Source organism: Azospirillum sp. TSH20, from assembly GCF_003115935.1.
Taxonomy (GTDB): Bacteria; Pseudomonadota; Alphaproteobacteria; order Azospirillales; family Azospirillaceae; genus Azospirillum.
The window spans coordinates 1-24453 of sequence record NZ_LGQU01000081.1 but is presented as its reverse complement, the minus strand read 5'-3'; the positions used below and the strand labels follow the sequence as shown (position 1 = coordinate 24453).

Annotated in this window: 24 protein-coding genes and 1 pseudogene; 11 read left to right on the top strand and 14 right to left on the bottom strand. The window is 64.8% G+C overall.

Translation table 11 applies throughout. The annotated features are described in order from the left end of the window. The first annotated feature begins 1 nt into the window (after position 1). Complete coding sequence (locus TSH20_RS22070; RefSeq protein ID WP_247871148.1) at positions 2-244, top strand: hypothetical protein; 243 nt, start codon at positions 2-4, stop codon at positions 242-244. Between the two features lie 335 nt (positions 245-579). Here the strand turns inward: TSH20_RS22070 and TSH20_RS22060 are convergent, their stop codons facing one another. The 5 genes from TSH20_RS22060 to TSH20_RS22040 form a co-directional block, all read right to left on the bottom strand. Then, positions 580-1665 carry a histidinol-phosphate transaminase gene (locus TSH20_RS22060; protein WP_109155821.1) on the bottom strand — a complete coding sequence of 362 codons (1086 nt, stop codon included), beginning with the start codon at positions 1663-1665 and terminating at the stop codon, positions 580-582. A gap of 162 nt (positions 1666-1827) precedes the next feature. Beyond that, positions 1828-2613, bottom strand: coding sequence for an amino acid ABC transporter ATP-binding protein (locus TSH20_RS22055; RefSeq protein WP_109152860.1), 786 nt, complete (start codon positions 2611-2613; stop codon positions 1828-1830). 30 nt (positions 2614-2643) lie between these two features. Continuing rightward, on the bottom strand, positions 2644-3750 hold the full coding sequence (locus TSH20_RS22050) for an amino acid ABC transporter permease (RefSeq protein WP_109155820.1): 1107 nt from the start codon (positions 3748-3750) through the stop codon (positions 2644-2646). A gap of 5 nt (positions 3751-3755) precedes the next feature. Beyond that, on the bottom strand, positions 3756-4955 hold the full coding sequence (locus TSH20_RS22045; protein ID WP_109155819.1) for an amino acid ABC transporter permease: 1200 nt from the start codon (positions 4953-4955) through the stop codon (positions 3756-3758). Between the two features lie 210 nt (positions 4956-5165). Continuing rightward, positions 5166-6185 carry an amino acid ABC transporter substrate-binding protein gene (locus TSH20_RS22040; RefSeq protein WP_109155818.1) on the bottom strand — a complete coding sequence of 340 codons (1020 nt, stop codon included), beginning with the start codon at positions 6183-6185 and terminating at the stop codon, positions 5166-5168. Positions 6186-6511: 326 nt separating this feature from the next. On the opposite strand from TSH20_RS22040, the gene metC reads away from it, so the two are divergent. The 4 genes from metC to TSH20_RS22020 all read left to right on the top strand — a co-directional run bounded on the left by metC (position 6512) and on the right by TSH20_RS22020 (position 10019). Continuing rightward, positions 6512-7690: a cystathionine beta-lyase gene (gene metC, locus TSH20_RS22035; RefSeq protein WP_109155817.1), complete on the top strand. Its 1179-nt coding sequence runs from the start codon at positions 6512-6514 to the stop codon at positions 7688-7690. Positions 7691-7719: 29 nt separating this feature from the next. Continuing rightward, positions 7720-8154, top strand: a complete 435-nt coding sequence (gene hisI / locus TSH20_RS22030; RefSeq protein ID WP_109155816.1) for a phosphoribosyl-AMP cyclohydrolase — start codon at positions 7720-7722, stop codon at positions 8152-8154. 559 nt (positions 8155-8713) lie between these two features. Then, the gene (locus TSH20_RS22025) at positions 8714-9397 is read left to right on the top strand and encodes a calcium-binding protein (RefSeq protein WP_109155815.1); all 684 of its coding nucleotides are present in this window, start codon (positions 8714-8716) and stop codon (positions 9395-9397) included. A gap of 124 nt (positions 9398-9521) precedes the next feature. Next, positions 9522-10019, top strand: a complete 498-nt coding sequence (locus TSH20_RS22020; RefSeq protein ID WP_247871147.1) for a PRC-barrel domain-containing protein — start codon at positions 9522-9524, stop codon at positions 10017-10019. A gap of 86 nt (positions 10020-10105) precedes the next feature. On the opposite strand, the gene TSH20_RS22015 is transcribed toward TSH20_RS22020, so the two are convergent. Then, positions 10106-11617: a TRAP transporter large permease subunit gene (locus TSH20_RS22015; protein WP_109155814.1), complete on the bottom strand. Its 1512-nt coding sequence runs from the start codon at positions 11615-11617 to the stop codon at positions 10106-10108. A gap of 18 nt (positions 11618-11635) precedes the next feature. Further along, positions 11636-12136, bottom strand: coding sequence for a TRAP transporter small permease subunit (locus TSH20_RS22010; protein WP_247871146.1), 501 nt, complete (start codon positions 12134-12136; stop codon positions 11636-11638). Between the two features lie 508 nt (positions 12137-12644). On the opposite strand from TSH20_RS22010, the gene TSH20_RS22005 reads away from it, so the two are divergent. Continuing rightward, positions 12645-14336, top strand: a complete 1692-nt coding sequence (locus TSH20_RS22005) for a methyl-accepting chemotaxis protein (protein WP_109155812.1) — start codon at positions 12645-12647, stop codon at positions 14334-14336. Positions 14337-14389: 53 nt separating this feature from the next. On the opposite strand, the gene TSH20_RS22000 is transcribed toward TSH20_RS22005, so the two are convergent. The 4 genes from TSH20_RS22000 to TSH20_RS21985 all read right to left on the bottom strand — a co-directional run bounded on the left by TSH20_RS22000 (position 14390) and on the right by TSH20_RS21985 (position 19014). Further along, entirely contained in the window at positions 14390-15154 is a 765-nt protein-coding gene (locus tag TSH20_RS22000; protein WP_109155811.1) for an arginyltransferase, read from the bottom strand. 69 nt (positions 15155-15223) lie between these two features. Next, positions 15224-16201, bottom strand: coding sequence for an alpha-E domain-containing protein (locus TSH20_RS21995; RefSeq protein ID WP_109155810.1), 978 nt, complete (start codon positions 16199-16201; stop codon positions 15224-15226). Beyond that, entirely contained in the window at positions 16198-17580 is a 1383-nt protein-coding gene (locus tag TSH20_RS21990) for a circularly permuted type 2 ATP-grasp protein (protein ID WP_247871145.1), read from the bottom strand. The genes TSH20_RS21995 and TSH20_RS21990 overlap by 4 nt, the downstream gene beginning before the upstream one ends. A 288-nt stretch (positions 17581-17868) precedes the next feature. Beyond that, positions 17869-19014: a flagellar motor protein MotB gene (locus TSH20_RS21985; RefSeq protein WP_109155808.1), complete on the bottom strand. Its 1146-nt coding sequence runs from the start codon at positions 19012-19014 to the stop codon at positions 17869-17871. A gap of 342 nt (positions 19015-19356) precedes the next feature. Between TSH20_RS21985 and TSH20_RS21980 the strand changes: the two genes are divergently transcribed. Further along, positions 19357-19848 (top strand): flavin reductase family protein, encoded by a 492-nt coding sequence (locus tag TSH20_RS21980; protein ID WP_109155807.1) that lies wholly within the window; start codon positions 19357-19359, stop codon positions 19846-19848. Positions 19849-19871: 23 nt separating this feature from the next. On the opposite strand, the gene TSH20_RS21975 is transcribed toward TSH20_RS21980, so the two are convergent. The 3 genes from TSH20_RS21975 to TSH20_RS21965 are packed head-to-tail and all read right to left on the bottom strand — an operon-like array spanning position 19872 to position 21200. Beyond that, a complete protein-coding gene (locus TSH20_RS21975) occupies positions 19872-20156 on the bottom strand; it encodes a DUF1488 domain-containing protein (RefSeq protein ID WP_042702619.1) in 285 nt (94 codons plus the stop codon). A 35-nt stretch (positions 20157-20191) separates the two neighbouring features. Then, a complete protein-coding gene (locus TSH20_RS21970) occupies positions 20192-20848 on the bottom strand; it encodes a DUF6134 family protein (protein ID WP_109155806.1) in 657 nt (218 codons plus the stop codon). A gap of 49 nt (positions 20849-20897) precedes the next feature. Further along, entirely contained in the window at positions 20898-21200 is a 303-nt protein-coding gene (locus TSH20_RS21965; RefSeq protein WP_085089532.1) for an SCP2 sterol-binding domain-containing protein, read from the bottom strand. Positions 21201-21371: 171 nt separating this feature from the next. Between TSH20_RS21965 and TSH20_RS21960 the strand changes: the two genes are divergently transcribed. The 4 genes and pseudogenes from TSH20_RS21960 to TSH20_RS35755 all read left to right on the top strand — a co-directional run. Further along, complete coding sequence (locus tag TSH20_RS21960; RefSeq protein ID WP_109155805.1) at positions 21372-23120, top strand: long-chain fatty acid--CoA ligase; 1749 nt, start codon at positions 21372-21374, stop codon at positions 23118-23120. 114 nt (positions 23121-23234) lie between these two features. After that, complete coding sequence (locus TSH20_RS21955; protein WP_085089534.1) at positions 23235-23627, top strand: MerR family DNA-binding transcriptional regulator; 393 nt, start codon at positions 23235-23237, stop codon at positions 23625-23627. A 114-nt stretch (positions 23628-23741) separates the two neighbouring features. Then, positions 23742-24272 carry a thioesterase family protein gene (locus TSH20_RS21950; RefSeq protein WP_109155804.1) on the top strand — a complete coding sequence of 177 codons (531 nt, stop codon included), beginning with the start codon at positions 23742-23744 and terminating at the stop codon, positions 24270-24272. A 39-nt stretch (positions 24273-24311) separates the two neighbouring features. Then, positions 24312-24453: pseudogene (locus TSH20_RS35755) on the top strand (electron transfer flavoprotein subunit beta/FixA family protein); the annotation flags it as partial.

Sequence of the window (24453 nt, the reverse complement as noted above, 5' to 3'; positions counted from 1 at the left end):
GGTGGGTTGGATCATTCGGACGCTGGTGTTGTGCTTCGTCGTCGGCTTCGTGCTGTCGTTCCTGCACATCAATCCGGCCAGCATCCTGACGAACAGTTGGCAGACGGTGCAGGACATCGCCGCACTGATGATCGACGCCGGCCGCTGGGCCCTGCCCTACATCCTGATCGGCGCCGTCATCGTGGTGCCGCTGTCGGTGATCGGGCTGGTCCTGCGCTGGAACCGCACGCGCCCGCCCTCATAGGCGTTGCCGTCCAAAACGCGGACAAAAAAACAGGAGGCACCGGAACCGGGGCCTCCTGTGAAACAGGGAGGGTTAGAGACAGTCAAAGGTCTACGCCCATCCACCCCCTCCCGCCTTGATGCAGGTCAACGGACAGGCACTTTCCGTCTCCCCCGACCGAAAAGAAAAAGCCGGAGACATCCATGCGGATGCTCCGGCTCAGTGATACAGGGAGGGTTAGAGACAAGAAGGACCTTATCCGGAAGCGCATAGACCGTTCGTTGATCTGCATCAAAAGAGGCGAAAATCCGTGCGTTCTGTTCGCGTCGTTCCGTCGCAGCCTCCGGTCGGTCCCATCAGCCGAGAATCTCCGCCAGAGCCACCACCAGCGCCTTGTTCTCCTCCTCGCGACCGATGGTGATGCGCAGGCAGTCGGACAGGCCGTACTCGGTCACCGGCTTCACCAGGATGCCACGGTGGGCGAGATGGTCGATGACCGCCTGGGTGCCCAGCGACGGATCGGTCGGCACGCGGGCCAGCACGAAGTTGCAGACGCTGGGATAGACGCGCAGCCCCACCCGCTCCAACTCGCGTGACAGCCAGGGCAGCCACCGCGCATTGTGGGCGAAGGTCGCCTCCTCATGCTCCGCGTCGCTGAGAGCGGCGGCGGCGGTCAGTTGGGCAGGCAGCGAGACGTTGAAGGCACCGCGGATGGCGTTCACCGCTTCGATCACCGTGGCGGGACCATAGCCCCAGCCAACCCTCAGCCCCGCCAGCCCGTGCATCTTTGAGAATGTGCGGATCAGCAGGACATTGTCGGAATTCTCGACGATCTCTGTCCCGTCGCTGTAGTCCGGCATCCGGCAATAGTCGGCATAGGCCGAATCCAGCACCAGCAGTGTGGTGGACGGCAGGCCGGCGCGCAGCCGCTGCACCGCCTCGGCCGGGATGTAGGTGCCGGTCGGGTTGTTGGGGTTGGCGAGGAAGCAGATCTTCGTGCGCTCGCTGGCGCGGTCGATCATCGCGTCCACATCCACCACCATGTCGCGCTCCGCGGCCACGACTGCGGTTGCCCCGGCGGCGCGGATCGCCTTGAGGAATCCGCGATAGCCCCGCTCGTGGCACAGAACCTCGTCACCGGGACCGGCGAAGGCCTGGGCGACCAGATGGATCAGTTCCTCCGATCCGGCGGTGCAGACGATGCGGTCGGCGTCGATGGAATGACGGCGCGCGATGGCGTGGCGCAGCGGTTCCTGATCCCAATCGGGATAGCAATGGATGCGCGTGGCCGCCTCGCAATAGGCGTCCAGCGCCAGCGGGCTGGGTCCGAGCGGATTGTGGGTCAGCGACAGGTCGATCCACCGGCGGCCGTCGCGAGGCGGGCGAGCGGGACGGTACGGCTTGATCTGGCCAACGCTGGGACGGGGGCTGAGCAGGTCCATAACCTCGGTCTCCGTAAGCGGATCGGTCGAACAGCACGTCGGGCGACCGATTGAACCGCAAACTGGTGCGCGACGCCACAGGACTTTGCGTCGCGCACCCCAACTCGAGGTGTTTTATTTCCAAATAGCAGGCCGGACGGAAGCGCCGGCCTGCTGCCCGGATCAGTGGTTTAGAATTTGGCTGAGGAAGAGGCGCGTGCGCTCCGACTTGGGGTTGGAGAAGAACGCGTCCGGCGTGTCCTGCTCCACGATCTCGCCGCGGTCCATGAAGATGACGCGGTCGGCGACCGACTTGGCGAAACCCATTTCGTGCGTCACGCACAGCATGGTCATGCCGTCCTCGGCCAGCCCGATCATGACGTCCAGCACCTCCTTGACCATTTCGGGGTCAAGCGCGGAGGTCGGCTCGTCGAACAGCATCACCTTCGGGCTCATGCACAGAGACCGCGCGATGGCGACACGCTGCTGCTGGCCGCCCGACAGCTGGCCGGGATATTTCTTGGCCTGTTCGGCGATGCGCACCCGCGTCAGGTAGCTCATCGCCCGCTCTTCCGCTTCCGCCTTCGGCATTTTGCGGACCCATATCGGGGCGAGCGTGCAGTTCTCCAACACCGTCAGATGCGGGAACAGGTTGAAGTGCTGGAACACCATGCCGACTTCGCGGCGGACCAACTCGATGTTCTTCAGGTTGTTGGTCAGCTCGATCCCGTCGATGACGATCGTGCCCTTCTGATGTTCCTCAAGCCGGTTCAGGCAGCGGATCATCGTCGATTTGCCCGACCCCGACGGGCCGCAGACGACGATACGCTCGCCCTTCTGGACGTTGAGGTTGATGTTCTTCAGGACGTGGAACTCGCCGTACCACTTGTTGACGCCCGTGCAGCGGATGATCTCCTCGCCGCTGAGGGTGTGCTTCGGCTTGGTGCCCTGGGACATGGCCTGGGACATGGGTCTTGCTTCTCCCTTGACGGCGTTGATCTAGCGGCGATGGCCGCGGTTCAGGTCGCGTTCCAGCTTCTGGCTGTATTTCGACATGCTGAAGCAGAAGATCCAGTAGATCACGCCGATGAACAGATAGGCCTCGCGGTAGAAGCCGCGCCAGGACGGGTCGGACAGCGCGGCCTTCGCGGTGCCGAGCAGGTCGTACAGGCCGATGATGATGACGAGCGAGGTGTCCTTGAAGAAGCTGATGAAGGTGTTCACCAGCGGCGGGATGGCGATGGCCAGCGCCTGCGGCAGGATGATCTTGCGCATCTTCTGCCAATAGCCGAGCCCCAGCCCGTCCGCCGCCTCATACTGCCCCTTCGGGATCGCCTGCAGGCCGCCGCGGATCGCTTCCGCCATATAGGCGGCGGCGAACATGATGAAGGCGATCTGCGCGCGCAGCAGCTTGTCGACGGAAACGCCGTTCGGCAGGAACAGCGGCAGCATCACCGACGCCATGAACAGCAGGCTGATCAGCGGCACGCCGCGGATCAACTCGATGTAGGTGACGCACAGCACCTTTACCGCCGGCATGTCCGACCGCCGGCCCAGAGCCAGCAGGATCGACACCGGAAAGGCGACGGCCAGACCGATCACCGACAGGATGATGGTCAGCGGCAGGCCGCCCCACAGCGTGTTCTCGACATAGGTCAGGCCGAAGACGCCGCCCCACATCAGGATCGCCACCAGCGTCAGCCCGGCAGCCCAGACCAGGCCGAACCACGGCTTCCAGAAGCGGCGGTCGCAGCTGGCGACCAGCAGCGCGATGAAGACGCCGATGGTCAGCAGCGGCCGCCACTGCTCATCCCACGGGAACATCCCGAACATGATGAAGCGCAGCTTCTCGCCGATGAAGCCCCAGCAGGCGCCGCCGGCATCCTGCCGGCAGACCGTGGAGTTCGAATCGAAACCATGCGCGTTGACCAGCAGCCATCCGACGAAGGGCGGGATCGCCGAAACCAGCAGCGCCAGGACCAGAATGGTCAGGATGGCGTTGTACCAGGTGTTGAACAGGTTGCTCCGCAGCCACGCGATGGGGCCGACGGTGTTGGCCGGCGGACGCTCGTCCGGCAGGCCGACGCTTTGCACGTTGTCGGTCATGGCCGTTACCGCTCCACCAGCGCGATGCGCTTGTTGTACCAGTTCATGAAGATCGAAATGCTGAGGCTGATGACCAGATAGGTGCCCATGATCATCGTCACGCCTTCGATCGCCTGGCCGGTCTGGTTCAGGGTAGTGTTGGCGATCGACACCAGATCGGGGTAGCCGATGGCCAGCGCCAGCGAGCTGTTCTTCATCAGGTTCAGATACTGGCTGGTCAGCGGCGGCACGATCACCCGCAGCGCCTGCGGCAGGATCACAAGGCGCAGCGTCGGACCGCTCGGCAGGCCCAGCGCGCGCGCCGCCTCGGTCTGGCCCCAGTTGACCGCCTTGATGCCGCTGCGCACCACCTCGGCGATGAAGGCCGCGGTGTAGAGCGTCAGGCCGGTCAGGATGGCGAAGAACTCGGGCGAGATCGCGACGCCGCCGGAGAAGTTGAAGCCGGCCAGCTTCGGCATGTCGAGCGCCATCGGCGCCCCGCCGGCGATCCAGGTCAGGATCGGCAGGCCGAGGATCAGACCCAGCCCGGCCCACCCCGCGGGGAAGGGCTGTCCGGTGCGCGCCTGCCGGGCCTTGGCCCAGCGCGACACCCCCCAGGCGGCGGCGATGCCGACCAGCAGGGCGATGCCCATGTTGGTCCAGACCGGATCGGCGACCGGGACGGGAATGCGCAGGCCGCGCTGCGACAGGAACACGCCCGGCAACGGGTTCAGCGCCTGGCGTACCGCCGGCAGGCCGTCCGACACCAGCGCATACCAGAAGAACAGCTGCAGCAGCGGCGGGATGTTGCGCACGATCTCGACATAGGTCGAGGCCAGCTTGGCGATCAGCCAGTTGCTGGACAGCCGGGCGACGCCGATGACCGTGCCGATGATCGTCGCCAGGATGATGCCGATGACCGACACCTTCAACGTGTTCAGCACGCCGACCAGGAAGGCCCGGCCATATGTGTCCTTCGGCGAATAGTCGATCAGCGACTCGCCGATGCCGAAGGCCGCTTCACGCCCCAGGAAATCGTAACCGGTCGCGATCGAGCGCCGCGCGAGGTTGTCGAGCGTGTTGGAAATAAGGAACCAGCCGACCAGAACGACCGCGCCGACCACCAGGATCTGGTAGACGATGGCACGGAACGTCGGGTCGCTGAGGGAAATGGATACGCCACCCGGCGGCGGAGCGCCTTGGGTGGTCCGGGTCTCGGTCGCCACGGACTACTCTCCCCCAACCATCGCGCCCCATACGGTGCCCACGCGGTCCCGGACGTTTTCCGGGCAATTTCCACACCGTAGGGGATGCGACATGTCTCCCAATGCGGCCAGATGCGCGGGCGTTTCGCTGACGCCCTTCGCGACCGCTCCTTCTACCGGAAGGCCGCCCCCGGCAGGTCCCGACGGGCGGCCTTCAAACGGTGGTCTGCCTTACCGGAACGGCTGCGCGTACATCAGGCCGCCCTTGGTCCACAGCGCGTTCAGGCCGCGCTCCAGCTTCAGCGGGGTGCCCGGGCCGACGTTGCGGTCGAAGATCTCGCCGTAGTTGCCGACCTTCTTCACCACGTTGTAGGCCCACTTCTCGTCCAGGCCCAGAGCCTTGCCCATGCCCGGCGAGGTGCCGAGGAAGCGCTGGACGTCCGGGTTCTTGGAGTTGGCGAACTCGTCGATGTTCTTGGAGTTGATGCCGAACTCTTCCGCCTGGATGGTGGCGTAGACCGTCCACTTCACGATGTCGAACCACTGGTCGTCGCCATGGCGCACGGCCGGGGCCAGCGGCTCCTTGGAGATGACTTCCGGCAGGATGACATGGTCTTCCGGAACCGGCGCGACGCCGGCGCGGGTGCCGGCCAGACCGGACACGTCGGTCGTCAGCACGTCGCAGCGGCCGGCGAAGTACGCGGCGTTCACCTCGTCGTTCGACTCGATGACGACCGGGTTGTAGGTCATGTTGTTGGCGCGGAAATAGTCGGCGAGGTTCAGTTCGGTGGTGGTGCCGGACTGGACGCAGACGGTGGCGCCGTTCAGTTCCTTGGCGCTCTTCACGCCCAGCTTCTTCGGAACCATGAAGCCCTGGCCGTCATAATAGGTGACGGGGGCGAAGTTCAGGCCGACCGAGGTGTCGCGGGTCAGCGTTGCGGTGGTGTTGCGCGACAGCAGGTCGACCTCGCCCGACTGGATGGCCGGGAAGCGCTGCTGCGCCGACAGCGGGGTGAACTTGACCTTGTTCGGGTCGTTGAAGATGGCGACGGCGACGGCACGGCAGTAATCGACATCGAGGCCGGTCCAGTTGCCGGCGCTATCGGGGTTGCCGAAACCCGGCAGGCCGGCATTGACGCCGCACTGCACGAAGCCGCGCTGCTTGACGGTATCGAGCGTGGCAGCACCGGCGGCGGCGCTGGCGGTAATGACCACAGCCGCCGCGGCGGCGGCGAGAAGCCCTGACTTCATAATTATTAACTCCACCCTGTTCTTGCGTTCTTCGCATTTGAGCGGTCTGACGACGCGCCGACCACGCCGGCCATGTGATCCCCGGGGAGCCTGAGGTAGCCCCGACGGGCCGCCCCTGTGGGGATCGCGACGCAGCCATGCGCGTGGGACAAGAGTGTATCAACTTGATCCCGCTTGTCGAATCATCCGTGCATTTGTGGTGATACCAGACTATACCGCCCGCTGACGGCACTTCGGCGCAATCGGTGTTGGCCGCAGGGCCTTCGGAATGACACAATGTTCGGCTCCGCCGCACCGGAACGCCGCACCAGCCAAACGGACAGTCGATGAAGGACGTCACGCAGGACACGATTCTCGTTCATGCCGGCCGCGATCCGCGGAACAACCACGGCATCGTCAATCCGCCGGTCTATCACTGCTCCACCGTGCTGTTCCCGACGCTGGACGCGCTGGAGGAAAGCGACCGCAACACGCTGGAAGGCGTGCATTACGGCCGCATGGGCACCCCCACCACCTTCGCCTTCGAAGAGGCGGCGGCGGCGCTGGAGGGCGGCTACAAGTCGGTGAACACCGGCTCCGGCCTCGCCGCCATCGCCATCGCGCTGTCAGCCTTCACCAAGGCCGGCGACCATGTGCTGATCACCGACAGCGCCTATGGCCCCACCCGCCGCTTCGCCAAGGAGACGCTGGCGCCCTATGGGGTGGAGGTCGAGTTCTACGATCCCTGCATCGGCGCCGGCATCTCGGCGCTGCTGCGGCCGAACACCAGCGTGGTCTTCCTCGAATCGCCGGGCTCGCTGACCTTCGAGGTGCAGGACGTGCCGGCCATCGCCGCCGCGGCCAAAAAAGTCGGCGCCACGGTGATGATCGACAACACCTGGGCGACGCCGCTGTTCTTCCGCCCCTTCGACCACGGCGTCGACCTGTCGATCCATGCCGCCACCAAGTATATGGTCGGCCATGCCGACGCGATGCTGGGCGTCGTCACCTGCCGGGACGAGGAAAGCTGGACCGCGGTGAAGAAGGCCGCCACCCGCTTCGGCGTCTGCGGCGGGCCGGACGACCTTTATCTCGGCCTGCGCGGCCTGCGCACCCTGTCGGTGCGGATGCGCCAGCATCAGGAAAGCGCGCTGGCGCTCGCCGACTGGCTGGCCGCCCGGCCGGAGGTCACGCGCGTGCTGCACCCCGCCCGCCCCGATTTCCCCGGCCACGAGCTGTGGAAGCGCGACTTCACCGGATCGAGCGGCCTGTTCTCCATCATCATCAACCAGGTGCCGCGCAAGGCCCTGGCGGCGATGCTGGACGGCATGGAGCTGTTCGGCATGGGCTACAGCTGGGGCGGGTTCGAAAGCCTGATCCTGCCGACGCGGCCGGCCGCAGTGCGCTCCGCCACCCGCTGGACCGATCCGGGACAGGTCCTGCGCCTGCATGCCGGTCTGGAAAGCCCCGACGACCTGATCCGCGATCTCGAGGCCGGCTTCCGCCGGATGGCCGCCGCCCTCTGAGCGGCGGGCCTGTGAAGGAGTCATTTGCCATGACGGACACGCCGTCGATCGATTCCGGCCCCTTTGAAGAGGTGCTGGCCGCCATCCGCTTCACCGCCGACGGACTGGTGCCGGCGATCGCCCAGGCTGAGGGCAGCGGCGAAATCCTGATGATGGCCTGGATGAACCGCGATGCGGTGGTGGAGACCTTGTCAACCGGCCGCGTCTGCTATTGGTCGCGGTCGCGCGGCGGGCTGTGGCGCAAGGGCGAGACCTCCGGGCAGGTCCAGCGGCTGAAGGATTTCCGGGTGGATTGCGACGGCGACACCCTGTTGCTGATCGTCGAACAGGACGGCGTCGCCTGCCACACCGGCCGGCGCAGCTGCTTCTATCGGGCTTGGCGGGCAGGAAAGCTGGAAACGATCCAGGAGGTCGAAACCGATCCGTCCATTCTCTATGGCGGGCATTCGCACAGCCACGGCTGAGCGGGAGGCGATCGAGACCCGGTTCGACGCCGCTGCCGGATTTCTTGATCCACATCAAAGCGGCACCCCCGCCGAAGGGTATACACAGCTTCTTGTCTCTAACCCTCCCTGTATATGACTGCACCGGGCGTTCCTTTGGACGCCCGGTAATTTTTTGCGCACACCGCCGGATCCGCAATCTTGGAAGGCGCGAAGCACATTTGCGCCGCCGATCCTCTTTCGGACGATCCGTTCCGACAGTGCTTTTGCCTGCGGCCTACTGCCCTCCCCGTCCGCGCATCGCCTTCGGCCGGCGCCGCTGTGCCCTTCCGCCGGCCCGGACCTACCCATAGGAGGAGCAAAGTCTCTGTTCCGTCACAGAAAGATCCCGCTTTGGATCACAAATACGTCGAATAAAGAAACATTAAAGATCACAAATCCAATCAAGCTTCGATTATCTGTGTCATCTCTCCTTGTCCCGTTTGTACTGCCCCTTTATCGCTTTTCGACCGCCCAGGCCTCATGGTTAACATCTGGTTAATCGTTAACAGCACGTTAACGGCACTGATGGAGAGACGCCATGCGCCAGTTTTGGGGGACTTCGAACAACGACGCCATGACCGGCACCGCCTATGACGACCGGATCGACGGTCTGGATGGCGACGACCGCGTCAACGGCGCCGGCGGTAACGATCAGCTGTATGGCGAACGCGGCAATGACTCGTTGATCGGCGGGCTGGGCAACGACCAGCTTCATGGCGGCGACGGCAACGACTGGCTCGGCGATCCCTATGGCGGCAACGAGGCCGGTAACGATTCGATGTGGGGCGATGCCGGCAACGACCAGCTGTTCGGCGGCGATGGCAACGACTGGCTGAACGGCGGCACCGGCGACGACATCGTCAAGGGGATGCGCGGCGACGACACCATGATCGGCGGCTCCGGCAACGACACGCTTTACGACAGCTATCGCGACGGCGGCGCCGACCTGTTCCAGCCGGGCACCGGCGACGACCTGATGGTCAGCTACACCGACGGACAGATCGACCGTTTCCTGATGGAGCGGGCCACCGGCGGCTTCGGCCACGACACCATCAACTATTTCGAGAAGGGGATCGACCAGATCGAGTTCCACGGCTACGCCGCGTGGGAGATGGCGATGACGACCAACGGCTCGAATTCGGTCTTCACCTTCACCGACGGCTCGTCGCTGACGGTGGACCAGATCGGCCTGAGTGCCGCCCACGACTTCATCTTCACCTGACCCGTCCCGATGGAGGTCTCCGGCCGACGATGGGGTCACCCCTTCGGCGCGCGGGACCTCCGGCCATGCTCGTGCTGTTCTAGGGACGCACAGTTCCGCGCCGTCAGCAAAAGGGCCAAGACCGATGGATCACCGCCGCCTTTCCCTGCGCATGCCCCTCCCCAGCCTGTCGGCTCTGGCAATCCTGCCGGTTCTGGCCCTGCCGGTTCTGGCCTTGGGCGCCTGCGCCAGTTCGGACATGGGCGGCGTCCCATCAGCGGAGGTGGCGACCAAGCCACCGGTGGAACTCGTCGGATTGACCGTGCAGACGCCGGACGGCCGCCGGATCCTCGGCAACGTCAGCGATCTCGTGATCGGGCCGACAAACCGGGTGGAACAGGCGATCGTCACCGTCGGCGCCCCGCGCTTCCCGAACGAGCACAAGGTGATGGTCGGCAGCGACAACCTGCGCTACGCCCGCAATCGTCAGGCCGTGATCCTGACCGGCATGACGGCGGAGGAATTCGCCGCCCTGCCGCCCATCGCCGGAAGCGACCGTATGGTTTCCCTTGGCAGCGGCGGGGCTCTTCCCTCTTCCGGAACCGCGCCGACCAACTGGGCCGGTGCCACCAAGTCACGCTGACCCTTTCCCAACCGGATACGCATCAACAAGAAAGGGGCCGGATGAACCGGCCCCTTTTGCTTGTCCAGGCTTGGTGACGACAGGCGTCACTTGCCCTGCAGCTGCTTCATGATGTCGTCGTTCGGGTTCGACTCCGGCTGCGCCGGAGCGCCGAACGGCGGAGCCACTTCCTGGTTGTCGAAGGCCGGGATTTCGATCTTCACGTCGTCCAGGTTGATCTTCGGTCCCTTGTCGCGGCCGGCGTCGACTAGCTGCGGGAAGGAGATGACAAGGGCGACCATGATGATCTGGATGACGACAAAGGGAACCGCACCCCAATAGATCTGGCCGGTGGTGATCTTCGCGATCTTCTTCCCGGTGATCTTGTCGAGATAGTCGGTCTTCGGCGCCACCGACCGCAGGAAGAACAGCGCGAAGCCGAAGGGCGGGTGCATGAAGCTGGTCTGCATGTTGACGCCCAGCAGCACGCCGAACCAGATCAGATCGATGCCCAGCTTGTCCGCCACCGGCCCCAGCAGGGGGACGATGATGAAGGCCAGCTCGAAGAAATCGAGGAAGAAGGCCAGAACGAAAACCAGGATGTTGCAGACGATCAGGAAGCCAAGCTCGCCGCCCGGCAGGCTGGTCAGCAGATGCTCCACCCACAGGTCGCCGTTCACCGCGCGGAACACCAGACCGAACACGGTCGAACCGATCAGGATGAACACCACGAAGGATGACAGCTTGGCGGTCGCGTCCATCGCCTGACGCATCAGGCCCCAGCTCAGCTGCCGCTTGGCAAGGGCCAGCAGGATGGCGCCGGCCGCGCCCATGGCGCCGCCCTCGGTCGGGGTGGCGATGCCGATGAAGATCGTGCCCAGAACCAGGAAGATCAGCACCAGCGGCGGCACCAGCGAGGTGATGACGCGCAGCAGAAGCTTCCAACCGCGCAGCGAACGGGCTTCCGGCGGCAGGGCCGGCACCATCTCCGGCTTGATGATGCTGGTGAGCAGGATGTAACCGGCATAGAGCCCGGTCAGCACGAGGCCGGGGATCAGTGCGCCGGCATACATGTCGCCGACCGAGCGGCCGAGCTGGTCGGCCAGAACGATCAGCACCAGCGACGGCGGAATGATCTGGGCCAGCGTGCCGGACGCGGCGATGACGCCGGTCGCGATCCGCCGGTCATAGCCGTAACGCAGCATGATCGGCAGCGAGATCAGACCCATGGAGATGACCGAGGCCGCGACCACGCCGGTCGTCGCCGCCAGCAGCGCGCCGACGAAGATCACCGCATAGGCCAGACCGCCACGGATCGGACCGAACAACTGCCCGATGGTATCGAGCAAATCCTCGGCCATGCCCGATCGCTCAAGAATCAGGCCCATGAAGGTGAAGAAGGGGATCGCCAGCAGCGTGTCGTTGCGCATGATGCCGAACACGCGTTCCGGTAGCGCCTGCAGCAGCGCCGGGGTCAGCAGACCCAGCTCGATGCCGATCAGACCGAACGCCAGACCATTCGCGGCCAGAGCGAAGGCGACCGGGAAACCCATCAACAGGAAGAACACCAGCGCGCCGAACATTAGCGGCGCCATGTTGGCGGTTACGAACTCGACCATCTGGGGTGCTCCCGGTCCTTAGGAATGGCTGTGCATCTTCTCGCCCGGCTCGTCACGATGGCCGGTGAGAAAGCCGATGCGCTTGATCAGTTCCGAGACACCCTGCGCGGTGAGCAGGAAGAAGCCGACCGGGACCAGAAGCTTCACGGGCCAGCGGATCAGGCCGCCGGCATCGCTCGACATTTCGTTGGTGACGAAGCTGTCCATGAACATCGGCCAGGACAGCACCATGATCAGGATCGTCATCGGGAACATGAAGAAGATGATGCCGAAGACGTCGACCCAGGCCTGCACCCGCTTGGAAAAGCGGCCCAGCACGATGTCGATGCGGATGTGTTCGTTGCGCAGGAAGGTATAGCCGGCGCACAGCAGGAACACGGCCGAGAACAGATACCATTGCAGTTCCAGCCACGCATTGGAACTGGTGTTCAGCCCGTAGCGGACCACAGCGTTGACTGAGCTGACGACGACGGCGACCAGCACGAGCCAGTAGGCGAGCTTGCCGATGCCTTGGTTCATGGCATCGATCAGCCCACTTAGTCTGAGCAGACCTCTCAAAGGAGAAACCTCCCTGTTGCGGGGGCGCGGCTTGGGCCGTCCCCTTTTGCTTTTGTTGCAGCCGCGCACGCGCGACAGGTCGCAACCCTCTCTCGATTGGAGGGTATACCAAAAGATAGGATTGGACGGGACTATTCCTTTCCCGCCCCCCAGCGGCAAGGGCTACGTTGGAGCTACGTAGAATCCCGTAGATGGAAACTGCGGAATGCGTCGCAATTCGCAGCGCCTGCGTCAACTTGCCACACTGCAGGTCCAGCCCCGCATGGGTCGCCGGTCGATCATGAAACTGATCATCGCCGGCAAAGCCCTTGCTTTTCTTGCAACTCCACATACCGGAGGCCGATGGCGCATTCCTTGCTAAGGCGGTCGGATGCCCTATCGAAGACGCCCATAGAGGCGTGACGATATGGTGTCGGCCGGTTTTAGGGCCTTTTCAATCAGAACCGTTGCTTTTTGCAGGAGATGGGGAATGACGTGGCTATCGAACATGACGGTTCGAATGAAGTCGATCGCTTCCTTTACAGCAGTAATAATCATATTTATTGCGTTTGGAGGCTTCTCCATCCTGCAGATGTCGTCGATGAACGATAAGTCTCTCGAGATCAGGAATAATTGGCTTCCGTCCGTCGCTGCGGTCGCCAATCTTTACACGCTGTTCGATTACTACCGCATCAATGAAGGTGCGCACATCATCTCAACCTCGGATGAGGGCATGCGCGTCGAAGAAAAAACCCTGGAAGAGATTCTTAAATCTTTCGAACAGGCTGATAGGACCTATGCGGCCATGCTGACGCCAGGATTCGAGACCGAAACCTATCAGGCGTTCAAGTCAGCATGGGGCGATTATCTGAAAACCAGCAAGACCGTCCTGCTTCCACTCTCGCGCCAGAACCAGACCGAAGAAGCCGGCTCCGTCTTCCGTGGACAAGCAAGAGATCAGTATAGGACGGCAAAAGGCCTTTTGCAGAAGCTGATCGACTTCAATACGCGCGAGGGCGCAAAGGCGGCTGACCAAGGCCAGGACCTGTATGAAAACGGCAAAATCCTCATCATGGTTTCTTCCGGCCTGGTTGCCGTGATCTGCATCGGCATCGCTGTTTCCATGCTGTCCACCGTGGTTCGGCCGATCCAGAAGCTGACCATGATCATGGGCCGTCTGGCGAACCGGGAACTTTCGGTCGCCGTCGATGGAACGGAGCGGAAGGACGAGTTGGGCGCCATGGCCAGAGCGGTCCAGATCTTCAAGGACGGTCTGATCGAGGCCGACCGGCTCGCCGCCGCCGAGGCGGCCGAACAGCAGACCAAGGCACGGCGTACCGCGGCGATCGAGCGTCTGCTGGCATCCTTCGAGACGTCGTCCGGCGCCGCGCTGCGCACCGTGGCGTCGGCCGCGTCGGAATTGGACACCACCGCGCACGCCATGTCGGCGATGGCGCAGCAGACCAGCAGCCAGGCCACCGTCGTGGCGTCGGCCGCCGAACAGACCAGCGCCAACGTCCAGACGGTCGCGACCGCGACCGAGGAGATGGCCAGCTCGATCCGGGAGATCGGCAGCCAGATCGCCCGCTCGGCCGACATTGCCGGCAAGGCGGTGACGGAGGCGGCGCAGACCAGCGACGCGGTGCGCAGCCTCGCCGATGCAGCCCAGCGGATCGGGGCGGTGGTGGAACTCATCAACTCCATCGCCAGCCAGACCAACCTGCTGGCCCTGAACGCCACCATCGAAGCGGCGCGGGCGGGAGAGGCCGGCAAGGGCTTCGCCGTGGTCGCCAGCGAGGTGAAGAGTCTTGCCGGCCAGACCGCCAAGGCGACGGAGGAGATTGCCGGCCAGATCGGCGCCATCCAGCAGACGACCTATGGCGTGGTGACGGCGATCACCGGCATCGGCGGCACCATCGGCCGCATCAACGACATCACCACCGGCATCGCCGCCGCGATCGAGGAGCAGAGCGCGGCAACCAACGAGATTTCCCGCAATGTCCAGCAGGCCGCCGCTGGCACGCAGGAGGTGACGGGCAGCATCGTCCAGGTCAATCAAGCCGCAGGCGAGGCCGGCAATTCCGCCGGTCAGGTGCTGGGCGCCGCCAGTGAACTGTCCAAACAGGCAGAGTTGATGCGCCGGGATGTCGAGAAGTTCCTGAGCGACATCAAGGCGGCCTGACGTCGGCGGTCATCGGGTATGGGCGCATCGCCGTTGGTGCGGCGGCGATGCCTCTACTCTCCATCCCTGATCGATCCGTCGATGTCCGGAGCGATCTCGGCCGGGCGCCAGCCGTCCTCGCCCAGGCATTCCAGCGGATGGAACTTCGCCTTGTAGGCCATCTTTCGGCTGTGGGCGATCCAATAGCCAAGATAGACATAGGGCATGCCGGCCAACCGTGCCCGTTCGATCAGGCCCAGGATCATGAAGGTGCCCAGGCTGCGGCGGTCCTGCGCCGCGTCGTAGAAGCTGTAGACCGCCGAATAGCCGTCCGACAGCCGGTCGGTCAGCATGCAGCCGACCAGCTGCCCGCGCTCGTCGCGCGCCTCCAGCAGGTTGGTGTCCGCCCTGCCCTCGTCCACCATGGCGGCGAAATCACCCATCGCCATGCGGGCCATGTCGGAATCGCCATGGCGGGAGTTCTGGTAGAGCGCAAAAAGCCGGTACTGCTCCGACGTGGCGTAGGCCGGGCGTTCGGCCAGCGTCACCCCTTCGTTCAGCTTCAGCACCCGGCGCTGCGACCGGGTCGGCACGAACTCCGCAACCGGCACGCGTACCGGCACGCAAGCTTGGCAGTTGGGACAGACCGGGCGATAGACGATGTCGTGGCTGCGGCGGAAGCCGGCGCGCGACAGGGTCGAGTTCACCTCGGTCGCGAAGGGACCGATCAGGCGGGTGAACAGCTTGCGTTCAACACGTCCGGGCAGATAGGGGCAGGGCATCGGCCCCGACCGGAAGAATTGCTGCAATGGACGCTGCGGCGGCTGGATGACCGACATTCTGACCGACAACCACCACGACAGTGAGGAGGAGGCGGAGGAGCGTGAACCCCTCCGCCGCACCAGAGCTTACTGCGACTGGCTCTGAACTGCCAGAGGAGGCTGAGCACCGAAGAAGGCTTGCGCGATCTCCGTGGTCACGACGCTCAGTTGCAGCTGTATCCAGTCGAGATATTCGTGCAGGCCGTCACGCAGCACCGCATCGATCGGACGGGACAGCAGCGCGGCCAGCAGCTCGTCCACCCGCTCCATCGCCGCCGAGCCGCCGCGCAGGTCGTAGCGCGAGCGCATCCGCGTCAGCACCCCGTCGATCTGCCGCACGCACATCACGACGGAGCGCGGGAATCCCTCGTTGAACAGCATGAAGCCGGCGACCGTGGTCGGCGACATGCCGCGGGGATAGACGCGGCGGAAGGCGTGGTAGCCGGCGGTGCAGCGCAGGACCGTCGTCCATTGGCTGACGTCCAGCGTGGACCCGACCTCGGCCGGCGACGGCAGCAGCGTGTGGTACTTGATGTCGAGCAGGCGCGTGGTCTGGTCCGCCCGCTCGATATACTTGCCCATCTGGTAGAAGTACCAGCCCTGGTCGCGGTAGAAGGTGCCCTCGGTGATGCCGGTGTGGGTCTGGCATTCCTCCTTGATCCAGGTGCAGACCTTGGACAGGTTCTGCGCCGCCACGTCCTTGACCGACATCTCCAGCAGCTTGTTGTGGAACACGTTGATCTGCGTCCACATCTCCGTCGAGATCCAGGGGCGCAGGGTCCGCGCGTTCTCCCGCGCCATCCGCAGCATCGACAGCAGCGAATTCTGGTTCTGCGCGTCGAACATGTAATAGTGGATCACCGCTTCCGCCGTCGGGCGGTCGTGGCGGCTGAAGAAGTCCTTCTCGTCGGCGTTCAGCTGGACGATGGAGAACCAGTTGGTGGCCCCGCGGGTGTCGCGCGCGAAGGTTTCGTGCACGTCCAGGATGCGGGCCAGATTCTCGGCCCGTTCCATGTAGCGGGCCATCCAGAAAATGCACTCTGCGTAACGGGACAGCAGGTTCATGCCGCACCACCTTCCAGAACCCAGGTGTCCTTGGAGCCGCCGCCCTGGGACGAATTGACGATCAGCGTGCCCTTCTTCAGCGCCACGCGCGACAGGCCGCCGGGCAGGACCCAGGTGCTCTTGCCGGTGATGGCGAAGGGGCGCAGATCGACGTGGCGCGGCTCGATGGCGTCGTCGCAGACGGTCGGGCAGACCGACAGGTCGACCACCGGCTGGCTGATGTAGTTGGACGGATCGGCCAGCAGCTTGGCCCGGCAATCCTCCAGTTCCGCCTTGCTGGCGCGCGGGCCGATGGTGATGCCATAGCCGCCGGCCTCGCCCACCGGCTTCACCACCAGATCGGCCAGATTGTCGAGCGTGTATTGCAGGGCGTCGGCCTCGCGGCAGATGCGGGTGTCGACGTTGGGGATGATCGGGTCCTGGTCCAGGTAGTATTTGATCATCCGCGGGACATAGCAGTAGACCGCCTTGTCGTCGGCGACACCGGTGCCGATGGCGTTGGCCAGCGCCACGTTGCCCTTGCGATAGGCCTCCAGGATGCCGGGCACACCCAGCAGGCTGTCGGGGTTGAAGGCCCTGGGATCGAGGAAGGCGTCGTCCAGCCGGCGATAGATCGAATGGACCGGAGCGAGACCGTTGGTCGTCTTCATGAAGACGCGGTCGTTCTCCACCACCAGATCGCGCCCTTCCACCAGCGGCACGCCCATCTCGCGCGCCAGGAAGATGTGCTCGAAATAGGCCGAGTTGTAGGTACCCGGCGACAGCAGCACCACCTGGGGATCGTCGACCGGCGCGATCTCCATCATGGCGTCGAGCAGCTTGTGACCGTAATTGTCCACCGGGCGGATGCCGATGTCCTGCATCAGGTCGGGGAAGACCCGCTGCATCATATGGCGGTTCTCCACGACATAGGAGACGCCGGACGGAACGCGGCCATTGTCCTCCAGCACGCGGAAGGTGCCATGGCGGTCGCGCACCAGATCGGTGCCCATGATGTGGATGTAGGTGTTGAAGGGAACGTCCAGCCCGATCATCTGCGGGCGGAAATTATGGTTCCCCTCGACCAGATCCCGCGGGATCACCCCGTCCTTCAGGATCTTCTGGTCGTGATAGATATCGTGCAGGAACAGGTTCAGCGCGGCGACCCGCTGCGTGACGCCCGCCTCCAGATGCTTCCATTCCGGTGCGGAGATCACCCGCGGGATGACGTCGAAGGGCAGGATGCGGTCGACGGCGTCCTTGTCGGAATAGACGATGAAGGTGATGCCGAGATTGTAAAGTTCCCGCTCCGCATCCTGCGCGCGGCGGCGCAGTTCATCGAAGTCGAGCGCGGCCAGCCTCTGGCGGATCAGCGCCGTATGTTCGGCCGGCAAATCCATGGCTCCGAACAATTCGTCGAAGTACAGGCCAGGATTGTAGGATGACAAAAGGTCGGACGGTTTGCTCTCGGGTACGCTCACAGACTCCCCCGCGCTTGTATCTGACCGATCATCGCGGGCCGGGCGGCATCGCCCCGGCCATGTCGCATTGTGCAGGAAGTATGACCCATCGCCGCGCGCTTTGAACAGGGCAAACGCGCGCGCCGTTGTGCGACGCAATGACAAAGCAAGAATTCGGACGCGGGCGATTCCGGAAATTAGCGCCAAAGTACCGGCGGCATCGAAAACTTATCGTGCTTTGGTAGGGGCGCCGCCGCCGGACTGGCCGCCGGCCGCGGGTGCCGCCTGGGTCTCGCGCAGCAGGACCATGGTGATGCGGCGGTTGCGCGGGTTGTTGGGCTGATCGGCGACCAGCGGGTCGCGGTCGGCCTTGCCGACGACATCCTGGATTCGCGACGGGTCGATGCCGCCGGCCAACAGGGCGCGGCGGGTGGCGTTGGCCCGCTCGCTCGACAGATCCCAGTTGTCGCGGCCGGAGCCGGCGGGGAACGGGGTGGAATCGGTATGGCCGCTGATCGACAGCTTGTTGGGCAGTTTCGACAGCGCCTTCGCCACCTGCTGCACAAGCTGGCGGGTCTGCGGATACATCTGGCCGGAGCCGCCGGGGAACATCGACACGCGGTCCTGGTCAACGATCTGGATTCGCAGGCCTTCCGGCGTCTGGTCGATCATCAGATTCTGGGCCAGCGGCTCCAGTTCCGGAACCGACTGGATCGCCTGACGGATCTCGGTGGCGGCCTGCTGGAACTGGCGGGCTTCCTTGGCCGCGCCCTGCAGGCTGTCCATCGCCTCCTTCACCCGCTCGCCGAAGTCGGACAGCTTCTCGCCGGGCTTCTGGCCGGGGATGCCCAGCTGCTTGGCCATCTCCTCCATCCGCTTCTGGAATTCGGCGCGGGTCTCGCTCGGCTTCTGGTCGGCGACATCCGCATCCGCCGCACCGTTGGCGGCGGCATCCTTGCCCGATTTTCCCGGTCCGGTGCCCTGTCCGGGCCCGACGACCGATTCGGTCGGGTCGTCGGCATCGTCGGTCTGCTGCGACGAATAGCCGGGCGGACCCGACACCGGCACGTCGGCCGACATCGGCGAGCTGGGGGAGATCTGCGCGCCCGGCACCGTGATGGTCTTGCCGCCCAGCATGCCGCCGGAGCCCGACTGTTCGCGGCTGACCGACACGGGGGAGAAATAGTCGGCGATGCCCTTGCGCTGGTCCGAGGTGGTGACGTTCAACAGCCACAGCAGCAGGAAGAAGGCCATCATCGCGGTCACGAAGTCGGCATAGGCCACCTTCCACGCGCCACCATGGTGGCCGCCGTGTCCGCCCTTCTTCTTCTTGATGATGATTGGCCGCTCGTCGCCGCCGGAATTCCCGCTCATGCCCTGGCCGTGGCGAATGGTTCGAGGCCCGAAGGCCGATTTCCGCGCGCGGCGCCGCGGTGGATGCGGCGGCCGTCCGCCGCGGCAAAACCCTGACGGGGTTTGATTAAGATCCGTTTAACGACGTTGCCCCGGGGGAGGTGCGACGGAGACCGGGCGGAGATACGGCGCAGATGTGGCGGGGGATGCGACGGAGATGCGGCTTGCAGCGGATGGCGTGCTGGATTAATTCGCGGTATTTCCTACTTTCAGTGTCATCTTCGGCCACTCCGGGGGCCTTTCACGGGTCCCCTGCCCTCTTCTCCGCCAGCCCCTCCACTTCGGCCCACACCACAGGACGTCATGACCACCGAACAGCCGATCGATCCCCTCGCGTTCCGTTCCGCCCTCGGCTGCTTCGCCACCGGGATCGCCGTCATCACCACCATCGCGCCCGACGGGCTGCCGCTGGGGGTGACGGTGAACTCCTTCTCGTCCGTGTCGCTCGATCCGCCGCTGGTGCAGTTCTGCCTGGGCCGTGCCGCGATGTCGTTCGAGGCCTTCAACATCGCGCCGCATTTCGCGGTGAACATCCTCGCGTCCGACCAGGAGGAGTTGTCCAACCGCTTCTCCCGCCGCGACCTGCAAGAGCGCTGGGCCGGACTGGAGACCACCACCGGCCGTGGCGGCGTCCGCCTGCTGACCGGCTGCCTCGCCACGCTGGAATGCGACCGCGAGCATCTGCTGGACGGCGGCGACCACGTCATCGTGCTGGGCCGCGTGCGCAATCTGACCTCACGCGAGGACGGCGACCCGCTGCTGTATTTCCGCGGCCGCTACGCCCATCTGCGTTGATTTCTGGGCGCTGAGTCTTCGGTTCAGCCGGCCGCGCGGTGAAGGTCGCGGCCGGTCAGGTGGATGTTGGCATCGGGATCGAGCGCGCGGGCCATGATGCGCTGTTCGGTCGCCCGTTCGAACAGGGGGCGGTTCATGCAGACCTGCTGAACCGCCTCGTCCGGCTTCGGCGTGTGGCCGACGATGCCCTGCAGGGTGCGGCGGGTGACGAAGACCCGGCCCTGATACTCCCCGACCTGCACCGCGAACTCCACGGCGTCGGCCTCCTCGTTCCAGAAGGGGTCGTCGGGAAACAGGAAGATGGGCATCGGGTCCTCGTTCAAACAGGAATCTGCGGCAGAATTCACTTCAGGACATAGGTGATATCATAGCCGCTGCGTTTGAAGCGCGTCTTCAGCAGCGTGCCGTCCGCCGCATACCACAGGTCGCGTTCCACATCGCCCTCGATGCGGTGGTGGGCGGCCTCCGTCGCCTTGCCGCCGGCCTCCACCGTCTCCGCCCCGATCTTGCGCGTAGCCACCTTGTAGGGGGCCGCGTCGATCACCGACAGAAGCTCGCGGTGCTTCAGCACGTCCGTCGTCCACAGCGTCAGCGGCAGGGCGCTTGCCGGTGCCTGCTGCGGCTTGCCGTCCACCACCAGCCGATAACCGCCGGCATCGCGCACCATGTCGATCTCGTGCGGGGTGCCGTCGTCGTCGGTGGTGGCGGTCATCGACTCCAGAACGCCGCCCTTCCACATTTCCTCCCGCTTGTGGTCGTAGCGGAAGTTGATGAACAGCACCTTCACCCGCGTGGTGGCGGTGACGGTGACCTTGGTGCGGTCGCCCTGCGGCTCGATCTTCACCTGTTCGGTGCCGATGGGATCCTCGCCCATCAGGATCTGGTAGGTCAGCGAGCGCGCAGTCCCCTGGGCAGAGGCCGCACCCGGCTGACCGGTCAGCAGCGTGGCCGCCATCAGGGCAGCCGACAGGGTGGCGCAATTGGTGCGCATCGTCGTCATGTTCGTTTCCTCCCGGTTGATTTGGTGGGCGGCTCTTCCGGCCGCTTCGTCAGTCGTCCAGCAGCTGGGCCAGCTTCATCGCCACGCCCATCGAGCCTTCGACCTTCAGCTTGCCCATGGTGAAGGCCAGCATCGGGTTGAGCTTGCCGTTGATGAGCTTTTGCAGGTTTTCCGGCGAGATGCGGATGGTGCAGTCGGACTCTGCATCGTCGCGGCTGATGCTGATCGGGCTGGCGCGGCCATCGACCCGGATCACCTCCCCCTCCTTGCCCAGCAGGAAGCGGACCGAGGCGTTGAGCGAGCGCAGATCGCCGCTGCGGCTGCGCAGTTCCTGCAGAATGTCGTCGACCATGAAAGCGTGCCCTCAGGATTGTTCGTAGGACTGGTCTTGACAGTAGGCGCGCATTACGTTTACGTCAACGTCATAACGAAAGCGTTTCAGACGCCCGCCGCTTGTCGATGCCGCCCTTCGGTGCCGGCCGTCAGGTGATCCGGAACGCGCCACCGCCAAGGGGAGCGAACCATGCCCGAGCCGCTTGCGCAGAGCGCCAATCCGCCGACCACCAATGCCAATGGCGCCGCCGCCAATGACGCCATCCATCCCTGGCTGACCCACTACCCCAAGGAAATCGCCTGGGACCAGCATTTCGCGCCGATGCCGCTGCACATGCTGTTCGAGGAGGCGGCCGGGCGCTATGCCGACCGCCCCTGCCTGGACTTCATGGGCCGCCGCTACACCTACGCCGAGGTGCTGGCTCTGGTGAACCGCGCCGCCCGCGGTTTTCAGGATCTGGGGGTCGGGCCGGGGGTGCGGGTGGGGCTGTGCCTGCCCAACTGCCCGACCTACGTCATTTCCTATTTCGCGGTGCTGAAGGCCGGCGGGACCGTCGTCAACTACAACCCGCTCTATGTCGAGCGGGAGCTGGAACACCAGATCACCGACTCGCAGACCGAGATCATGGTGACGCTGGACCTCAAGCAGATCTATCCGCGCGTCGCGGCGATGCTGGCGCGCACGCCGATGAAGCGGATCGTCGTCTGCCGCATGGCATCGATCCTGCCGGTGGTAAAGAAGGCCCTGTTCAGCGTGCTGAAGCGCAGCGAGATCGCCGCCGTGCCGCGCGACGACCGCCATGTCGATTTCGACAGCCTTCTCGCCAATGACGGAACGCTGCGCCCGGTGCGGATCGACGGGCTGCGCGACGTCGCCGTGCTGCAATACACCGGTGGCACCACGGGCGTGCCCAAGGGCGCGATGCTGACCCATCACAACCTGCTGTCCAATGCGCGGCAGGTTCAAGCCTGGTTCCCCGAGGTGGCGCTGGGACAGGAGCGGGTTCTGGCCGTCCTGCCCTTCTTCCATGTCTTCGCCATGACCGTGGTGCTGAACATGGGGCTGGCCTGTGGGGCGGAACTGATCATGCTGCCGCGCTTCGAGACCGAACAGGTGCTGAAGACCATCGCCAGGCGCAAGCCGACCCTCGTCCCCGGCGTGCCCACCATGTACAAGGCGCTGCTGGGCCATCCGCAGGTCGGCCGCTATCCGATGACCTCGATCCGCTACTGCATCTCCGGCGGCGCGCCGCTGCCGATGGAGCTGAAGCGCCAGTTCGAGACGGCGACCGGCTGCGTGTTGATCGAAGGCTACGGTCTGTCGGAAGCCTCCCCCGTCTGCGCCGCCAATCCGCTGAAGGGCGTCAACAAGGAGGGCTCCATCGGCCTGCCGCTGCCCGGCATCGCCATTGAGATTCGCGACCTGGAGGACCCGTCCCGCAAGCTCGGCATCGGCGAGAAGGGTCAGGTGGCGATCGCCGGACCCAATGTCATGGCCGGCTATTGGGGCCGGGCGGAGGAGAGCGACCGCACCGTGGTCGACGGCTTCCTGATGACCGGCGATGTCGGGACGATGGATGAGGACGGCTACGTCTTCCTGCTCGACCGGCTGAAAGACCTCATCATCTGCAGCGGATACAACGTCTATCCGCGCATGATCGAGGAAGCGATCTACCAGCATCCCGACGTGGTCGCCGCCTGCGTCATCGGCCTGCCCGACGATTACCGCGGCCAGACGCCGAAGGCTTTCGTGCAGTTGAAGCCGGGAGCCAGCCTGACGGTGGAGGCTCTGCGCGACTTCCTGCGCGACAAAATCTCCCGCATCGAGATGCCGACGGCCATCGAGTTCCGCGAGGAACTGCCGAAGACCGCCGTCGGCAAGCTGTCGAAGAAGGAACTGATTGCCGAGGCGCAGCAGGCCCTATCGAACGGAGGATGACCCGAAGTCACTGCGTTGACCCGGACGTAAAGGGAAGCCTTATCACGCCACGGCAGCTGTGCTACCAAACGGAAGACGCATTGTGCCAAACGCAAACAAAAGGTCTTCCCAGGGATGGAACAGCTCTACACGGTCAACCAGCTTGCGGAGGAGCTGGGCATCACTCCGCGGGCTCTGCGCTTCTACGAGGTCAAGGGACTGCTGGCGCCGAACCGCGTCGGCAACAACCGGGTCTACACCAAGCGCGACCGCGCCCGGCTGAAGCTGATCCTGCGGGGCAAGCGCCTGGGCTTCTCGCTGGCGGAAATCCGCGAGTATCTCGACCTCTACAACGTCAATGGCGGGGTCGAGCAGCAGAAGAACCTGTTGAAGCGGGTTCAGAAGCGGCTGAAGGACCTCGCCCAGCAGCGCGAGGATCTGGAAGCCACCGTGCAGGAGCTGCGCGACATCGAAGAGCAGGTCAACAACACCCTGGCGGAGCTGAAGACCGCCGCGAAGGACAGCTGACCGGTCGGGCGCCCCTTCACGCGCCGATCGGCCCTGTGAGGGGAGAGATCGGAGCATGATGGGACAGCGACATCCGCGGGCGGCCTGCGATGCCTTCAAGGCGGGAGATGGGCGATGAACCTGATCTTCCGCCTGCTGGCGGTTGCCGCCGCCGCAATCTTTGCCGCGTGGCGCGGTCGACGCGCCGGGCTGCTGGAGCCGTCGGCTCTGCGATTCCGGGTCTGGCCGACCGACCTGGACCTCAACCTGCACATGACCAACGCGCGCTATTTCAGCGTGATGGATCTGGGCCGCACCGACCTGATGATCCGCGTCGGCCTGGGTCCGGCGATCCTGCGCAACCGTTGGCAGCCGGTGCTGGGCGGGGCGACCATCCGCTATCGCCGCTCGCTGCGGCCGTTCCAGAGATTCGCCCTGGTCAGCCGGGTGCTGTGCTGGGACGACAAATACATCTTCATCGAACACCGCATGGAAACACGGGGCGGACTGGCGGCACTGGCCGTCGTTCAGGGCGCCTTCGTCGGATCCGGGGGTGTGGTCGCGCCGGCCGAGGTTCTGGCGGCGCTCGGGACCACCGCCGCCTCCCCGCCGATCCCCGATGCGGTCGCAGCCTTGCGCGGGCAGATTCTGTCCGCGGCCGCCTGAACAGTTACAAGAACACCATTCGAGAGGAGACACGCCGTCATGAAGGTGCTGGTGCCCGTGAAGCGGGTGGTCGACTACAACGTGAAGGTCCGCGTCAAGGCGGATGGCAGCGGCGTCGAGACCGCCAACGTGAAGATGAGCATGAACCCCTTCGACGAGATCGCCGTCGAAGAGGCGGTGC

Coding starts and splice junctions, on each gene's coding strand:
- TSH20_RS21965 (WP_085089532.1), bottom strand. CDS start 21,200: ATGGTCGACGACATTCTGCAGGAACTGCGCAGCCGCAGCGGCGATCTG.
- TSH20_RS22005 (WP_109155812.1), top strand. CDS start 12,645: ATGACGTGGCTATCGAACATGACGGTTCGAATGAAGTCGATCGCTTCC.
- TSH20_RS22050 (WP_109155820.1), bottom strand. CDS start 3,750: ATGACCGACAACGTGCAAAGCGTCGGCCTGCCGGACGAGCGTCCGCCG.
- TSH20_RS21970 (WP_109155806.1), bottom strand. CDS start 20,848: ATGACGACGATGCGCACCAATTGCGCCACCCTGTCGGCTGCCCTGATG.
- TSH20_RS21995 (WP_109155810.1), bottom strand. CDS start 16,201: ATGAACCTGCTGTCCCGTTACGCAGAGTGCATTTTCTGGATGGCCCGC.
- TSH20_RS21985 (WP_109155808.1), bottom strand. CDS start 19,014: ATGAGCGGGAATTCCGGCGGCGACGAGCGGCCAATCATCATCAAGAAG.
- TSH20_RS22055 (WP_109152860.1), bottom strand. CDS start 2,613: ATGTCCCAGGCCATGTCCCAGGGCACCAAGCCGAAGCACACCCTCAGC.
- metC (WP_109155817.1), top strand. CDS start 6,512: ATGAAGGACGTCACGCAGGACACGATTCTCGTTCATGCCGGCCGCGAT.
- TSH20_RS22060 (WP_109155821.1), bottom strand. CDS start 1,665: ATGGACCTGCTCAGCCCCCGTCCCAGCGTTGGCCAGATCAAGCCGTAC.
- TSH20_RS21955 (WP_085089534.1), top strand. CDS start 23,235: ATGGAACAGCTCTACACGGTCAACCAGCTTGCGGAGGAGCTGGGCATC.
- TSH20_RS22010 (WP_247871146.1), bottom strand. CDS start 12,136: ATGAACCAAGGCATCGGCAAGCTCGCCTACTGGCTCGTGCTGGTCGCC.
- TSH20_RS22040 (WP_109155818.1), bottom strand. CDS start 6,185: ATGAAGTCAGGGCTTCTCGCCGCCGCCGCGGCGGCTGTGGTCATTACC.
- TSH20_RS21960 (WP_109155805.1), top strand. CDS start 21,372: ATGCCCGAGCCGCTTGCGCAGAGCGCCAATCCGCCGACCACCAATGCC.
- hisI (WP_109155816.1), top strand. CDS start 7,720: ATGACGGACACGCCGTCGATCGATTCCGGCCCCTTTGAAGAGGTGCTG.
- TSH20_RS21990 (WP_247871145.1), bottom strand. CDS start 17,580: ATGGATTTGCCGGCCGAACATACGGCGCTGATCCGCCAGAGGCTGGCC.
- TSH20_RS21980 (WP_109155807.1), top strand. CDS start 19,357: ATGACCACCGAACAGCCGATCGATCCCCTCGCGTTCCGTTCCGCCCTC.
- TSH20_RS22020 (WP_247871147.1), top strand. CDS start 9,522: ATGGATCACCGCCGCCTTTCCCTGCGCATGCCCCTCCCCAGCCTGTCG.
- TSH20_RS22015 (WP_109155814.1), bottom strand. CDS start 11,617: ATGGTCGAGTTCGTAACCGCCAACATGGCGCCGCTAATGTTCGGCGCG.
- TSH20_RS21975 (WP_042702619.1), bottom strand. CDS start 20,156: ATGCCCATCTTCCTGTTTCCCGACGACCCCTTCTGGAACGAGGAGGCC.
- TSH20_RS22000 (WP_109155811.1), bottom strand. CDS start 15,154: ATGTCGGTCATCCAGCCGCCGCAGCGTCCATTGCAGCAATTCTTCCGG.
- TSH20_RS22025 (WP_109155815.1), top strand. CDS start 8,714: ATGCGCCAGTTTTGGGGGACTTCGAACAACGACGCCATGACCGGCACC.
- TSH20_RS21950 (WP_109155804.1), top strand. CDS start 23,742: ATGAACCTGATCTTCCGCCTGCTGGCGGTTGCCGCCGCCGCAATCTTT.